Origin of the sequence: Kytococcus schroeteri (genome assembly GCF_042433515.1) — a bacterium.
GTDB classification, from domain to species: domain Bacteria; phylum Actinomycetota; class Actinomycetes; order Actinomycetales; family Dermatophilaceae; genus Kytococcus; species Kytococcus schroeteri.
In genome coordinates, this window is sequence record NZ_JBHLVH010000003.1 from 16,731 (window position 1) to 30,431 (window position 13,701).

Here is a 13,701-nt window from a genome sequence, read left to right on the forward strand (position 1 = left end):
TTGCCCTTCGTCGCACCGGGAGACCCCTCATGCCCACTCGCTCGCTGCCCGTGAAGACCGCCGTGCTCGCCGTGTGCGGGGCCCTGTTGGTGGGGGCGTGCTCCTCCGATGCGGAGGGTGGCGGGTCGTCGTCGACCACGCCTGATGCGGTGGAGCCCTCCGTGCCCGTGACCTCGCCGAGTGCCTCGGGTTCCTCGGGGTCGCCGGACGCGCAGGAGTCCTCTGGGTCTCCCACACCGAGCGAGTCCGACTCGGCTGATGCCTCACCCTCGAACGAGTCCAGCCCCCCGCACTCGCCCCGGCCGAGCAAGAGCTCCAGCGAGGTTCCGGCCCCGCCGCCGATGCCGGCCGCCGCGAAGGAGAACACCGCCGAGGGTGCCGAGGCCTTCGCCCGCTGGTACATCGAGACCCTGAGCTACCTCTACGAGCACCCGAAGGCGGGAGTCCTGGACAAGTACGCCGGTGAGGACTGCAACACCTGCGCCCGCCACGTCCGCGTGGTGCAGCAGTCTGCGGAACAGAATGCTCAAGCTGACAAGGTGGTCTATGAAGTGCTCGGGGCGGGGGAGCCTCACAGCATGGGGGATGGCTACGAAATCACCGTGGCGTTCCGCCAGAACGCGAGCGTGATCCGGGACGAGACCGGGTCCGTCGTCGGTAAGACCACGGAGCTGCCGGAGGTTGGATACGTCTTCCGCCTTACCTATGACAAGGGGTGGACGATCGAGAAGATGCACCCCAATGACGCCCCCTACTACGAGCCGGACGCCTCGTGATCACCTTGGCCTTGCTCGCGGCTGTGGCGAACGGGCCCGCCGAGTGTGCGGATGAGTATGACTTCGCATGTCAGGAGTACGACGACGGAGTCTCGACGGGCCTGACGCTGAAAGACCTCGAGCAGCTTGAGGACAAGAACCCGCCGAAGTCCGCGCCGCCGGCGCCCGGGAAGCCTCCGACCTTGTACTACGAGTACGTCGTCCAACACACCTGCCCGGGCATCCGCCCCGGACCCGACGAGCACGGCGCGGACTGCAACCTCTCGCGCCACGGCTGCGACGGCTACCTGGGCGACGGCCCCTTGGTCACCATCTCCGAACGGATCCTGCGCACCCAGGACGACGAGGTCGTCCAAGGTTGGTCGTTCACCGGTGTCACGTGTTACCCCGAGGCCGTCCCCGGCCGCTCCGGGGAAGTGGCCGACAAGCGCATCGCCAAGGCCTTCAAGGTCACGAAGTTCGCCCTACCCGCCCCCACCTGGGACCCGCCCCGCACCGACCCCCTGGTCAACAAACCCGTCTACTTCACCACCACCTTCGCCGACAAGGGCTACGGCCCCAACGAGACCCGCACCATCCCCCCATCACAGATGCTCGGCCACGACCTGAAGATCCTCCCCGAACTCAAGAACGTCACCTACCACTTCGGCGACGGCGACCAGCACGGCCCCACCGTCGACACCGGCGGCGAGTACCCCGACGGCAACATCACCCACACCTACACCAAGGCCGGCACCCTCCACCCCCGCATCACCGCCACCTACACCGGCCGCTACTCCCTGGACAACGGCCCCTGGCGCCCCCTCGGCCTCGAGGTCACCGTGAAGGGCGAACCCACCACCCTCACCCCCACCACCCTGGTCACCCAACTCGTCCCCAACCCCTGACCCGCCCACCCCGGGCGACCCGGCCGACGGCCCACGGGCAGCCGCCGGCGGCCCCAGAGCGTTGAGTCGTCGCGCACCGGGGTCGACACACCCCACCCACCCCAACGAACGACGACCCAACGGGAAGAGCACAGCAGAGCCCAGCGCCGCCCGGCCATGCACCCACGACGGCGCCCGGGGAGGCCTGCTCCCCGGGCGCCGTGGACGGGTCCGCGTCAGCGCAGCGGGCCGGTCACACCCTCGGCCGCGGCCAGGGCACGGCCGGAGGCGATGAACTCCACGGTGGCCTCGATCTCCGGGGAGAGGTAGCGGTCCTCGCCCGGGCCCTGCACGGTCTCGCGCAGCGCGGCGATGACGGCACCCGTGGCCGGCGACGGCGCCACCGGCGACTCGGCCGAGCCACGCTCGACGCCGCGCAGCTCGATGCCGCGCGCGGCGGTGTACAGCTCGATGGCCAGCACGCGGCGCAGCGCGTCCACGGTGCGGCGCAGCTTGCGGGCGGCCGACCACCCCATCGACACGTGGTCCTCCTGCATGGCCGAGGACGGGATGGAGTCCACGCTCGCCGGCACCGCGAGGCGCTTGAGCTCGCTCACCAAAGCGGCCTGCGTGTACTGGGCGATCATCAGACCCGAGTCCGTGCCCGGGTCCTCGGCCAGGAAGGCGTTGAGGCCGTTGTTGCGGGCCGGGTCCAGGAAGCGGTCGGTGCGGCGCTCGGCCACGCTCGCCAGGTCGGCGGCGGGGATGGCCAGGAAGTCCAGTACGTAGGCCAGCGGGGCGCCGTGGAAGTTGCCGTTGGACTCCACGCGGCCGTCGGCCAGCACGGCCGGGTTGTCCACCGCGGCGGCCAGCTCGGAGGTGGCCACCGTCTCGGCGTGGCGCAGGGTGTCGCGCAGGCCGGAGGCCACCTGCGGGGCGCAGCGCAGCGAGTACGCGTCCTGCACCAGGGAGCAGTCGTCCTTGTGGGACTGCACGATGTCGGAACCCGCCAGCACCGCGCGGAGGTTGGCCGCGGAGTCGGCCTGACCGGCCTGCGGGCGCAGGGCCTGCAGGTCCTCGGCGAACACGGCGTCGGTGCCCAGGAGACCCTCGATGCTCATGGCGGCGGTCACGTCGGCCACGCTCGCCAGGTGGCGCAGGTCCGCCATCGCCATGAGCAGCTGGCCGAGCATGCCGTCGGTGCCGTTGATGAGGGCCAGGCCCTCCTTCTCGCGCAGCTCGGCGGGCTCCACGCCCACCGCGGCCAGCGCGGCGCCGGCCGGCTGCACGGCACCGGTGGAGACGCCGCGCTCGTCCACCTGCTCGGCGGAGCCCACGCGCACCTCGCCCTCGCCCATGACGGCCAGCGCGCAGTGCGCCAGCGGGGCCAGGTCGCCCGAGCAGCCCAGCGAACCGAACTCGCGCACCACCGGGGTGATGCCGTGGTTGAGCAGGTCGGCGTAGACCTGCGCGGCCTCCGGGGAGACACCGGTGCGGCCGGTGGCCAGGGTGTGCAGGCGCAGCAGGATCGTGGCGCGCACCACCTCGCGCTCCACCTCGGGGCCGGAGGAGGCCGCGTGGGAGCGCACCAGGCCCACCTGCAGGCGAGAGCGCTTCTCGGTGGGGATGGAGGTGTTGGCCAGCGCGCCGAACCCGGTGGAGATGCCGTAGTGCGGGGTGGTGTCGTCGGCCAGGGCGTCCACGCGCTCACGTGCGGCGCGGATGGCGGCGACGGCCTCGTCACCCAGCTCCACCCGGGCGTCGTGGCGGGCCACGGCGATGACCTCGGTGGGCGTCAGCGGGGCCGGGCTGAGGACCACGGTCTGCGGGGCGTCGGTGGGGGCGGGGGTCGCGATCGGCGTCATGCGCACATCGAACCGCGCCGCCGGGAGCGGGGCCAGCGACGCAGCAGGGGCGGTGTCCCAGATCTGGGACACCGCCCCTGCGGTGGGCGCGGACCGGCCGGGGGTCAGAGACCCGCGATGGCCGCCTGCTCGCGCTTGGTGCGGCGCACGGCCTCGTCGAACTCGGCACGCACCTCCGGGCCGGGCTCCGGCGTCACCAGGGACACCACCACGGCCACCACGAGGTTGAGCACGAAGCCCGGGACGATCTCGTACAGCTCGAAGACGCCGCCCTCGAGGAAGCGACCCCACACGAAGGCCACCGCGGCACCGGTGACCATGCCGGCCAGCGCACCGGCCGTGGTCAGGCGACGCCAGTAGAGCGACAGCAGCACGATCGGGCCGAAGGCCGCACCGAAGCCGGCCCACGCGAAGGCCACCAGCTCGAGGATGGTGTCCGACGGCTTGAGCGAGAGCAAACCGGCGATGACGGCGATGACCAGCACGGCTGCGCGGCCCACGTTGGCACCGGCCGTGCCGTGCAGCTCCTTGCCGGTGACACCCAGGTAGATGTCCTCCACGAGCGCCGAGGACGACACGATGAGCTGGCTGGAGATGGTGGACATGATGGCCGCCAGGATGGCCGCCAGCATCAGGCCCGCGATGAACGGGTGGAAGAGCAGCATGCCCAGGTCGATGAAGACCGTCTCCGGGTCGGCCAGCTTCGCGGCATCGCGCTGGTAGACGCCGATGCCGACCAGCGCGGTGGCGGCGGCACCGAGGCAGGCCAGCGCCATCCAGCCGATGCCGATGCGGCGCGCGGCCACGGCCTCGTGCGGGGTGCGCAGCGCCATGAAGCGCGTGATGATGTGCGGCTGGCCGAAGTAGCCCAGGCCCCAGGCCAGCGAGGACACCAGGCCCATGGCGGTCAGGCCGCCACCGACCATCGTGAGCACGTGCGGGTCCACGGACTTGATGGCGTCCACGGTCTCACCCGGGCCACCCAGGTGGATCATGCCGACGATCGGCACGATGACCAGTGCGGCGGCCATCATCAGGCCCTGCACCACGTCGGTGTACGACACCGCGAGGAAGCCACCCACCAGCGTGTAGAGGATGACGACGCTGGACACGATGAGCATGCCCGTGAGGTAGCTGGTGCCGAAGGAGGCCTGGAAGAAGCGGCCGCCGGCCACCATGCCGGAGGACACGTAGAAGGTGAAGAAGATGAGGATGATGATGCCGGCCGTGATGCGCAGCAGGCCCTTCTCGTCGTCCGTGCGGGCGCTGAAGAAGCTGGGCACGGTGATGGAGTCGTCGGCGACCTCCGTGTAGGAGCGCAGGCGCGGGGCGACGAACTTCCAGTTGACCCAGGCGCCGACGGTGAGGCCGATGGCGATCCAGAGCTCGACGAGGCCGGAGGCGTACAGCGCGCCCGGCAGACCCATGAGGAGCCAGCCGGACATGTCGGCGGCGCCGGCGGAGAGGGCCGAGGCGATCGGGCCCAGGCCGCGGCCGCCGAGCATGTAGTCGCCCTTGTCGGTGGTGCGCGTCATCGACCAGAAGCCGATGGCCACCATCATGGCGAAGTAGAGCACGATGGCAGCGAGCTGCCAGGTTGAGGTGTCCACGGGAGGACCCTCCCTTCGGATGGTGCGTGGATGAGGATGAACGATGTGTTCGGGGACGACGCGGCGGTCGCGCGCGCGTCTGTCGGGGAGAACGGTACGCCGCTCGGGGGCCGCACCCCACCCACGTCGACGGCGATTCCGGTGACGTGCCCAGATCGTGACACCCTCTGCCTGTGCCCCATCCCACACTCCTGGTGCTGCGCGCCCTGTCCCACCACGCCGCGCCCGTGGCCGCCGGGCACCTGGCGCGGGAGACCGGCATCCCCCGGGCGTCGCTCTACCGGGCGCTGGACGACCTGCGTGAGACCGGCTTCGTGACCCACCTGCCCGAGGAGCGCAAGTGGATGCTGGGGCTGGCCGCGCACGAGCTGGGCTTCGCCTCGTCGCGGCAGCAGTCCGTGCAGCGGTTGGGGCAGCCGCTGGTGCGGCGGCTGGTGGACCGGGTGCAGCAGAACGGACACCTGGCGGTGCTGCACGGCACGGACGTGCTCTACCTGGCCGAGGAGCGGGCACCCCGGAGGCCGTCGCTGGTGACCGACGTGGGGGTGCGGATGCCGGCGCCGTGGACCGCGAGCGGGCTGGCGCTGCTGGCCGCGCTGCCGCGGGAGCAGGTGCGGGCGCTGTTCCCCGAGGCGGGGTCGTTCGTGGCGCGCGACGGTGCGCCGAGCACGCCGCGGGCGCTGCGGGAGGCGTTGCAGGCGGTGCGGGCCGACGGCATCGCGCGGGAGCGGGACACCGTGACGCCGGGGCTGTCGTCGGTGGCGGTGGCGGTGGACTCCCCCGGGCGCGTGGGGGTGCCGGCGGCGGCGGTGGCGGTGACCTACGAGCACGAGCGCGTGTCCGCCGAGGAGGTGGCCGCGATGGAGGCCGCCACGCAGGAGGCGGCGGCGGAGGTGGCACGCCGGCTCGGGTGAGGGCGGGGCCGGGAGCCCGCTGCCCCCTCGGTGATGTTGAGTCGTCGCCCGTCGGGGTTGGAGCGTGCCCCTGACCCCCAGAAGCGACGACTCAACGGGAGGGGGACGAGAGGGAGGGGGCGAGGGAACAGGACGGGGCGGGCGCTGGGAAGGCGCGTCCGCCCCGGTCAGGAGTCGAGGAGGTGGCTCCCCAGGTAGGCGTCCGCGCCGGCCGGGACACCCGGCAGCACGTGGAACACCGCCGACCCGACGTGCCGGGTCCACTCGTTGAGCGCGTCCTTCTGCGCCATCCGCCGCAGGATGGGCACGAACTGCTCCGCCGGGTCCTGGCAGAACACCACGAAGAACAGTCCGCTGTCCCCGCCCCCGTCGTCGTAGTTGTACGGACGGCGCAGGAAGCGGTGGCGCGGGTTGGCGTCCACCACGCGGCGCACGTGGGCGTCGTGCGGGATGACGGGACGCCCGTCGGGGTGCCGGGCGGTGATGTCCACCGGGTCGCGCTCGTGGCTCCCGGTGAGCGGCGCCCCGCGCGCCAGGTCGCGCCCGATGGCCTCCTCGCGCACCCGCTGCGGTGCCTGGGCCCAGGTGTCCATGGTGAAGCGCACGCGCCGCACGACCATCGCGGTGGAACCGTCGGCCCGGTGCACCAGCCCGGGCAGGTCGCGCTCCCCCGGGTTGTTGGTGCCGTCCACCTGGCCGAAGAGGTTCCGCATCGGGGCACCCGGGCGGGCCATGCCGTGGCTGCGCCGGAACCCGTTCTGCCGCCAGCGCACCACGGCCAGGTCGCGCACGGACGCCACCAGCTGCCCCACGGCGTGCTGCACGGTCAGCGGGTCGTCGCCGCACACCTGCAGCAGCAGCTCGCCGTCGCTCCAGCCGGGGTCCAGCTCGCCGTCGATCGCCACCTCGGGCAGGGGCCGGCACCAGGCGGGGCGCTCCGCCTCGAGCCCGGCGGCCAGGTACGCGCCGAGCCCCCACCCCACGGTGACGGTCAACGATGCGGGGAGCGCCGCCAGCCACGGCTCGGTGTCGGTGAGCGTGCCCTCGCCCCGGGTGAGGCGGTCGATGTCGGCGGTCCACAGCCGCATCACGCGGCGCAGGGAGTCACGGTCCGCACCCTCGACGAGGTCGAGCGCCACCCACGTGGCGTGCGCGGGCGGCGCGGTGAGCACCCCGGCCTGGGTGCGCCCGCGCGGGTCCACCACGGTGCGGGCCTCGACCGACGCGCCCTCCTCCGGCGATGCGGCGTCGGCCGGCAGGGTGAGCAGGCGGCGCCGCCCGGGCTCCAGCGCGTCGGCCGGACCGGGGGCGAGCGTCTCGGTGCGCGCCGGCACCGCCGCAGGTCGTTCGGTGGCGCGGGCGCCGGCGAACCCGGCCAGGCCGCTGCCGGCCACCACGAGCCCACCGCCGAGCAGGCTGCGGCGCGACGGGCTGGCGGGCCCGCCGGCGGGCTCACGCGGGGTCCGGGAGGTCACGCGCCCTCCTCAGTGCTCGTGGTCGTGGCCGTCGCCGCCGGAGTACTTCTCGCCCCCGCCGTCGAAGGTGCGCGCCTCGGCGGTGAGCGGGTAGGTCTTGCCGTCGGCGTCCTCGAGGGTGATGACCACCTCGTCACCGGCGACGATCGGCTTCTTGACCCCCATCAGCATGATGTGGAGGCCGCCGGGCTCGAGCTCCAGGACCTCACCCGACGGAACGGTCATGCCGCCCTCGACGGGCTGCATGGACCCACCGGCGACCTCGTGGAGCTCGACCGACTCCGCCACGTCCGTGGAACCGCTCACGAAGGTCACGTCCACCGGCAACGGGTTCTGCAGGCGCCCGAAGACGGCCGTCATGTCGTCCTCGGTGGCCTTCACCCAGCCGTCGTACAGGCCGACCGCCCCCACCGGGGGCGGGGACTGGGTCGACGGGTCCTGCGAACCCGAGGCCGCGCCCGAGCTGGTCGCCGCATCGGAACTGGTCGCCGCATCAGAGCTGCTGCCGTCGCCGTCGGAGGCCCCGTCCTGCGAGCAGGCGGTGACGAACAGCAGCCCGGTGGCTGCCAGGGCGATGAGGCGACGGTGCATGGTTTCCTCCACGGAGCGGGTGCGGGTGCGGCCGCCTGCCGCACGAGGACGCCGAGGATACCAAGTTCTACGACGTCGCGTAGTTGTTCTGTCACCCTTCCTCGCGCCGTGCCGCCGACGACTCACTAGGGTCGGGGCACACCCCATCGAGGAGGCACTGTGCGCGCCATCGTGATCGACGACTCCGGCGAGAAGCCGGCCCTGACCCTGTCCGAGGTCGAGGACCCCACCCCCGGCGAGGGCGAGGTCCTCGTGGAGGTGGCGGCCGCCGGCGTCAACCGGGCCGACCTGGTGCAGGCCGCCGGCAAGTACCCGCCGCCGCCCGGTGAGAGCGAGGTGATCGGCCTGGAGGTGAGCGGCCGCATCGCCGCCCTGGGCGCCGGCGACACGGGCGACTGGCAGGTGGGCGACGAGGTCTGCGCCCTGCTGGCCGGCGGCGGCTACGCCGAGCAGGTCGTCGTGCCGGTGGGCCAGCTGCTGCCCGTCCCCGCGGGCGTCGACCTGGTGACCGCCGCCGCCCTGCCCGAGGTCGCCTGCACCGTGTGGTCCAACCTCGTCGATGCGGGGCACCTGGCCGCCGGGGAGACCGTCCTGCTGCACGGCGGTTCGTCCGGCATCGGCACCATGGGCATCCAGGTGGCGCGCGCGCTGGGGGCCCGGGTGGCCGTGACCGCCGGCTCGCAGGAGAAGCTCGACCGCTGCCGCGAGCTGGGCGCCGAGATCCTCGTCAACTACAAGGAGACCGACTTCGTCGAGGCCGTCCGCGACGCCACCGCCGACGGCGTCGACGTGGTCCTCGACCTCATCGGCGCCGACTACCTGGGCCGCAACCTGCAGGCCCTGGCCAAGGACGGCCGGCTCGTCGTCATCGGCCTCATGGGCGGGCGCGAGGGCGAGATCAACCTGGGCCTGATGCTGCAGCGCCGCCTCACCGTGCAGGCCACCTCCCTGCGAGGGCGGCCCCGCCCGGACAAGGCCCGCATCGTGGCGGCCGTGCGCGAGAACCTCTGGCCCCGCATCGAGGCCGGGGAGATCCGCCCGGTGGTGCAGGAGGTGCTGCCGATCACCGAGGCACAGCGGGCACACCAGCTGCTCAAGGAGTCCCAGCACGTCGGCAAGGTGGTGCTGCGGGTGGGCTGAGGTGATCTCGGGGCGGCGCAGCCAACCCCGACACCTTCCTCAGTCCGCCCGACGCCGTTGCCACAGCAGCGTGGCAACCATCACGACCACACACAGGCCAGCCGTCAGGAGCGCGACCAGTGTGACCTCCAGGTAGTTCTGCTGGGTGTAGTCCGCAGTGCCCCCGACGTACGCGAACAGCCACGCCGCGACGAGGGCGATGGGCACGGAGATCACCACCGGCAGGAGCGTGGCCACCATCGTGGTGCGAGCCGCCTCTGCCGGGTCCAGCCCCGCCCGCTCCAGCAGGCGGTGCTCCTGCGCGGATTCCAGGGCACGGTCGCCCAAAGTGCGCAGGAGACCCACCAGAAGGAGTGCTGACGCAGCGAGCACGCCGGTTCGCATCCAGTCGGTGCCCGGGTGCTGGAAGTCGTCGTCCGGCCCCAGCACCTGCATCACCGCCGGCCTCGTGGTGCCCTCGAAGAGCCGTAGGGCATCGGCCGCGTCCCAGTCCAGTGGCCCACTGACGTACACGGTGTCGGACGGCTCCCACCGCTCAGGGTCCCCGATGGCCACGTCCGTGAACAGACGCACTGCATCAGCCCCCTCCGTGGACGCACCCCCACAGGTGTCGACGGGTACGTCCATGCCGAAGAACTCCCGCGCGGCATGGCAGTCGCGAAAGACCACCGCCGTGCCATGACGGGACCCGTCTGCACCCACCCGCGATCGGGCCACCTCTCCGCCCGCCGCCGCAGCCCGTTGCGCCAGGTCATCCGGGAATCGCGCGGGCGCGTCGTCCCAGTAGGCGCTCCAGACCTTGGTCTCCCCCGCCGCCTGGGCGAAGGCGGGGCCGCTCTGGGTGCCGTTGTACAACGACACCTCGGAACCCACGATGAAGACGAGCACCCCGACGAACGCACCGGCCCTGGCCAGGCGCGTGGCACCACCCCCGAGACGCTTGGCCGCCAGCCACCGGGTGGGGTGGGCCGACCGGGCGAACAGCCGTGCCGCCCACCGTGACAGCACGGGCAGGCCGAGCGGTAGCCCGACGATGACCAGCACGGCACCCCCCATGAGCATGAAGAGCGAGAAGTCGGAGCTGGCGGAGCCCAACCACACGGGCAGGGGGATGGCGACCGCCAGAGCCAGCAGACCGAGGACCAGCGGGGCCAACCCCCAGTCACCGAGCGAGAACCGAGCACCGGCACGTCGCTCCGACGTGCTCGCCGTGGCCGCCCACACCGACCCCAGCAGGACGACCCCGAGCACGACGGGCAGGGCCCACCAGAGGGGGATCCGCGCAGCCGGCAGGAGAAGGGCGTCGTTGCCGGGCCAGGAGTTTCGGTGGCTGAGAGTCAGGCCCCACAGCAGGCCACCCGCCGCGGCACCGAGCCCGCACAGGACAGCCGTCTCGAGGACGACCACCTGCCGGATCGCCACGCGGCTGACGCCCAGCGCCCACAGGTGCCGGGCACGATCCCGGGTGACGCCGGACACCGCTCGCGCCGCCGTGCCCAGGAGCAGCACCGCAGGGAACACCACGAGCGCGAGAACGGACATGAGTCCCGGGATACCTGCCGGCACGTCGAGCGTGGTCTCGGTCCAGGTCACCTTCGACTCGCCGGGCCCGTATCCCGAGATGCGCTCCGACATGTCTCGGTCGAGCTGCTGCCCCTGTGGCGGGCGAGCGATGGCGTAGCCCTCGCTCCGGGAGATCAGGAAGTCGTCCCCGATGACACCCCCCCTCACCCGACCCGGCCGTGCTCGGCCGCAACCCCAGGTCCTCGGCCGTCAGCCCCTGCCGCACCAGACCCGGCGAAACCACGGCCTCACCCGGCGCGGGCAACCGGTCCAACCCCGGCGGCACCAGAGCCGGGTCGTCCTCGTGACCGGGGTCGGGCTCGATCCACTGCACCGGAATCTGCCCCACCCCACCAGGAAGCACCGGCATGGTCTTTGCCCAGGTGGCCGTGGCAGGAGCCCCCATCACGGGCTGGCGGGCGCCCAGGTGCGCGTCGGCCAGCACCACCTGCCGCACCAGCATCACCCCGACCAACAGCGCCACCGTGGCCACCACCGAGGAGACCACCAGACTCACCTGACGCCACCGCTGCCGGGGGCTGCCCGACAACGCCAACCCCCGCGCCACCCGCCAGGCAGCACCCCACGACGAACTCACGCCCGCCCCCGCAGGTCCACCACGGCATCACACGCCGCAGCCACCGCCGGATCATGCGTCGCGATCAACGCCCCCACACCCCGCGCACGCACTCGCTCGGCGATCAGGTCGATCACCTCGCCGGCCGCCACCCGGTCGAGACTCGCCGTCGGCTCATCAGCCACCAACAACACCGCCCCCGGCCGCACCAACGCCCGCGCGATCGACACCCGCTGCGCCTGCCCACCAGAGATCTCGTCCACCGCCTTGTCCGCATGCCCGGCCAACCCCACCGCCGCCAACGACTCCCGCGCCAACCCCAACGCCTCACCCCGCGGCACACCGTCGAACAACAACGTCACCGCCACGTTCTCGGCCACCGACAACTCCGGCAACAAACCCGACTCCTGGTAGGCCACCCCCACCAACTCACGCCGCAGGCGCGCTCGCTGTCCCGCCCGCAGCGAGGACATCTCGTGCCCGTCCACGGTCACCCGGCCGCGCGTGGGCCGCTGCATCCCCACCACGCAGGACAGGATGCTGCTCTTGCCCGACCCGCTCGGCCCCATCAACGCCACCGACTCGCCCCGCTCCACCCGCAGCGAGAAACCCTCCACCACCGGACGGTCATACGAAACACCGAGCTCCACGAGCTCCAACGCGGGAACAGTCATCAGACGACGCACCTCTCTAGGCAAGACGACACAGGACGGAAAGGAACGAAGGGACTCCCGACCGGGAGTGCACACCGGAGGACACGAGCGCGGGACGACCACCTGGGCCGTCCCGCGCTCCAGCACGGACTCAGCGGCGGGGAGCCACCCAGCCCCCGCAGTTGTCGATGAGCTTGAGCCGGCAGGAGCGGAACTCCTTGATGCTGGTCGATTGGACCATGTGGCCGCAGGAACCCCCGGCGGAATCGCGCACGAATGCGGTGTAACCGCCCATGCGGGCCTGCCCTTCCATCTCGTGGCCGTCGTCGAGGGTGTCTCAGACGTAGATGTGACGGCTCCAGTCGGATCCGCCGGAGTTCTTGGCATGACCACCGGTGGTCGCGCTGACCGCCACCCCCGCCGCAGCTGAGCCGCCGGTCATGACGAGCACGGCAGCTGTGGCCGCAAGGACCTTTCGCATGATGTTCTCCCTGTGTGTGATGACGCCGTGTGTGGGGCGCATCGCCATCAAGCCTCACCGTGTGTGTGTCAAGCGCTACGCAGCGCTCCGCTTGAGTGTTCGGCAGATGTTCACGCCAGAGATCAGCGGACGGACCCACGACCCGAGGTCCAGGACACCCCACCCCCTACCCTGCGCCCCATGACCTCCCCCGGCAGCATCACCGATGTCCCCGGCCTGCGGGTCGGCCACGCCCAGCGCACCGACGACGGGTGGCGCACCGGCGTCACCGTCGTGCTCCCGCCGCCCGGCACGGTGGGCGCCGTGGACGTCCGCGGCGGAGGGCCGGCCACCCACGAGACCGACGCACTCCACCCGGCCTCGCTCGTCCCCACCGTCGATGCCGTGGTGCTCACCGGCGGCTCGGCCTTCGGACTGGCTTCGGTGACCGGCGTGCAGGCGTGGTGCGAGGAGGCCGGGCGCGGCTTCCCGACGCCGGGCGGCATCGTGCCGATCGTGCCCGGGGCCGCGCTCTACGACCTCGCGCGGGGTGGGGTGGTGCGGGACTCCGCCGGCGCCCCCACCCGGCCGGACGCAGCGATGGGGCGGGCCGCCGCGCAGGACGCCGCCGCACAGCCCGAGGGGGCGGAGGTGACCCGCGGGCGGGTGGGCGCCGGCACCGGGGCGCGGGTGATGGGGGCGAGCCGGCCCGGTGGACTGGGCACCGCATCGGTGCGGCTGGGCGGCGACGAGGATGGCGGCGGGCCCGTGGTCGGCGCGCTGGTAGCGGTGAACGCGCACGGCACGCCGGTGACGGTGGACCCGGCCGACCTGTGCGACCCGGTGCCCACCACGGGGGTGCTCAGCGATGCCCCCACCCACCCCGGCGCACAGGACCTGGGTGACTCCCCGGCATCGACCCCGCGGCACGGCACGAACACGACGCTGGCCGTCGTCGCGACCGACCTGGCGCTCACCGTGGCCCAGACCGAGGCCGTGTGCCGCGCCGCGCACGCCGGCATGGCCCGCGCGCTCGATCCGGTGCACAGCCTGGTGGACGGTGACGTGGTGTTCGGCCTGGCCACCGGCACGCGGCCGCTGCCGGAGGACGCCGACGCCGTGACCACCACTCTGCTGCAGGTGCAGCAAGCGGCGGCCACGGCGGTGCAGCGGGCGATCGCCGACGGGGTCTCCCGCCGGCACGGCTGAGC

Annotated in this window: 13 protein-coding genes; 6 read left to right on the forward strand and 7 right to left on the reverse strand. The window is 72.6% G+C overall.

The features are described from left to right. Positions 1-29: 29 nt before the first annotated feature. A complete protein-coding gene (locus ACFFHC_RS01405; protein ID WP_379802577.1) occupies positions 30-776 on the forward strand; it encodes a DUF6318 family protein in 747 nt (248 codons plus the stop codon). A gap of 23 nt (positions 777-799) precedes the next feature. After that, a complete protein-coding gene (locus ACFFHC_RS01410; protein ID WP_379802578.1) occupies positions 800-1,663 on the forward strand; it encodes a hypothetical protein in 864 nt (287 codons plus the stop codon). A 215-nt stretch (positions 1,664-1,878) separates the two neighbouring features. Here the strand turns inward: ACFFHC_RS01410 and hutH are convergent, their stop codons facing one another. Both hutH and putP read right to left on the reverse strand, forming a co-directional pair. Beyond that, the gene (gene hutH, locus ACFFHC_RS01415) at positions 1,879-3,507 is read right to left on the reverse strand and encodes a histidine ammonia-lyase (protein WP_083323604.1); all 1,629 of its coding nucleotides are present in this window, start codon (positions 3,505-3,507) and stop codon (positions 1,879-1,881) included. Between the two features lie 104 nt (positions 3,508-3,611). After that, positions 3,612-5,117 (reverse strand): sodium/proline symporter PutP, encoded by a 1,506-nt coding sequence (gene putP, locus ACFFHC_RS01420; RefSeq protein WP_379802579.1) that lies wholly within the window; start codon positions 5,115-5,117, stop codon positions 3,612-3,614. Positions 5,118-5,290: 173 nt separating this feature from the next. Between putP and ACFFHC_RS01425 the strand changes: the two genes are divergently transcribed. Then, on the forward strand, positions 5,291-6,031 hold the full coding sequence (locus ACFFHC_RS01425; protein ID WP_070705408.1) for an IclR family transcriptional regulator: 741 nt from the start codon (positions 5,291-5,293) through the stop codon (positions 6,029-6,031). Between the two features lie 167 nt (positions 6,032-6,198). On the opposite strand, the gene ACFFHC_RS01430 is transcribed toward ACFFHC_RS01425, so the two are convergent. Both ACFFHC_RS01430 and ACFFHC_RS01435 read right to left on the reverse strand, forming a co-directional pair. Beyond that, positions 6,199-7,506 (reverse strand): Dyp-type peroxidase, encoded by a 1,308-nt coding sequence (locus ACFFHC_RS01430; protein WP_101849888.1) that lies wholly within the window; start codon positions 7,504-7,506, stop codon positions 6,199-6,201. Positions 7,507-7,515: 9 nt separating this feature from the next. After that, entirely contained in the window at positions 7,516-8,097 is a 582-nt protein-coding gene (locus ACFFHC_RS01435; RefSeq protein WP_181443183.1) for a copper chaperone PCu(A)C, read from the reverse strand. A 159-nt stretch (positions 8,098-8,256) separates the two neighbouring features. On the opposite strand from ACFFHC_RS01435, the gene ACFFHC_RS01440 reads away from it, so the two are divergent. After that, positions 8,257-9,237 carry an NAD(P)H-quinone oxidoreductase gene (locus ACFFHC_RS01440; protein WP_101849890.1) on the forward strand — a complete coding sequence of 327 codons (981 nt, stop codon included), beginning with the start codon at positions 8,257-8,259 and terminating at the stop codon, positions 9,235-9,237. A gap of 39 nt (positions 9,238-9,276) precedes the next feature. On the opposite strand, the gene ACFFHC_RS01445 is transcribed toward ACFFHC_RS01440, so the two are convergent. Next, on the reverse strand, positions 9,277-10,872 hold the full coding sequence (locus tag ACFFHC_RS01445; protein ID WP_379802580.1) for a hypothetical protein: 1,596 nt from the start codon (positions 10,870-10,872) through the stop codon (positions 9,277-9,279). A gap of 296 nt (positions 10,873-11,168) precedes the next feature. On the opposite strand from ACFFHC_RS01445, the gene ACFFHC_RS01450 reads away from it, so the two are divergent. After that, the gene (locus ACFFHC_RS01450) at positions 11,169-11,321 is read left to right on the forward strand and encodes a hypothetical protein (protein WP_379802581.1); all 153 of its coding nucleotides are present in this window, start codon (positions 11,169-11,171) and stop codon (positions 11,319-11,321) included. Between the two features lie 73 nt (positions 11,322-11,394). Here the strand turns inward: ACFFHC_RS01450 and ACFFHC_RS01455 are convergent, their stop codons facing one another. Both ACFFHC_RS01455 and ACFFHC_RS01460 read right to left on the reverse strand, forming a co-directional pair. Next, the gene (locus ACFFHC_RS01455) at positions 11,395-12,063 is read right to left on the reverse strand and encodes an ABC transporter ATP-binding protein (protein WP_379802582.1); all 669 of its coding nucleotides are present in this window, start codon (positions 12,061-12,063) and stop codon (positions 11,395-11,397) included. Positions 12,064-12,367: 304 nt separating this feature from the next. Next, on the reverse strand, positions 12,368-12,511 hold the full coding sequence (locus tag ACFFHC_RS01460) for a hypothetical protein (protein WP_379802583.1): 144 nt from the start codon (positions 12,509-12,511) through the stop codon (positions 12,368-12,370). A 180-nt stretch (positions 12,512-12,691) separates the two neighbouring features. On the opposite strand from ACFFHC_RS01460, the gene ACFFHC_RS01465 reads away from it, so the two are divergent. Then, positions 12,692-13,699 carry a P1 family peptidase gene (locus ACFFHC_RS01465; RefSeq protein WP_379802584.1) on the forward strand — a complete coding sequence of 336 codons (1,008 nt, stop codon included), beginning with the start codon at positions 12,692-12,694 and terminating at the stop codon, positions 13,697-13,699. Positions 13,700-13,701: the final 2 nt, after the last annotated feature.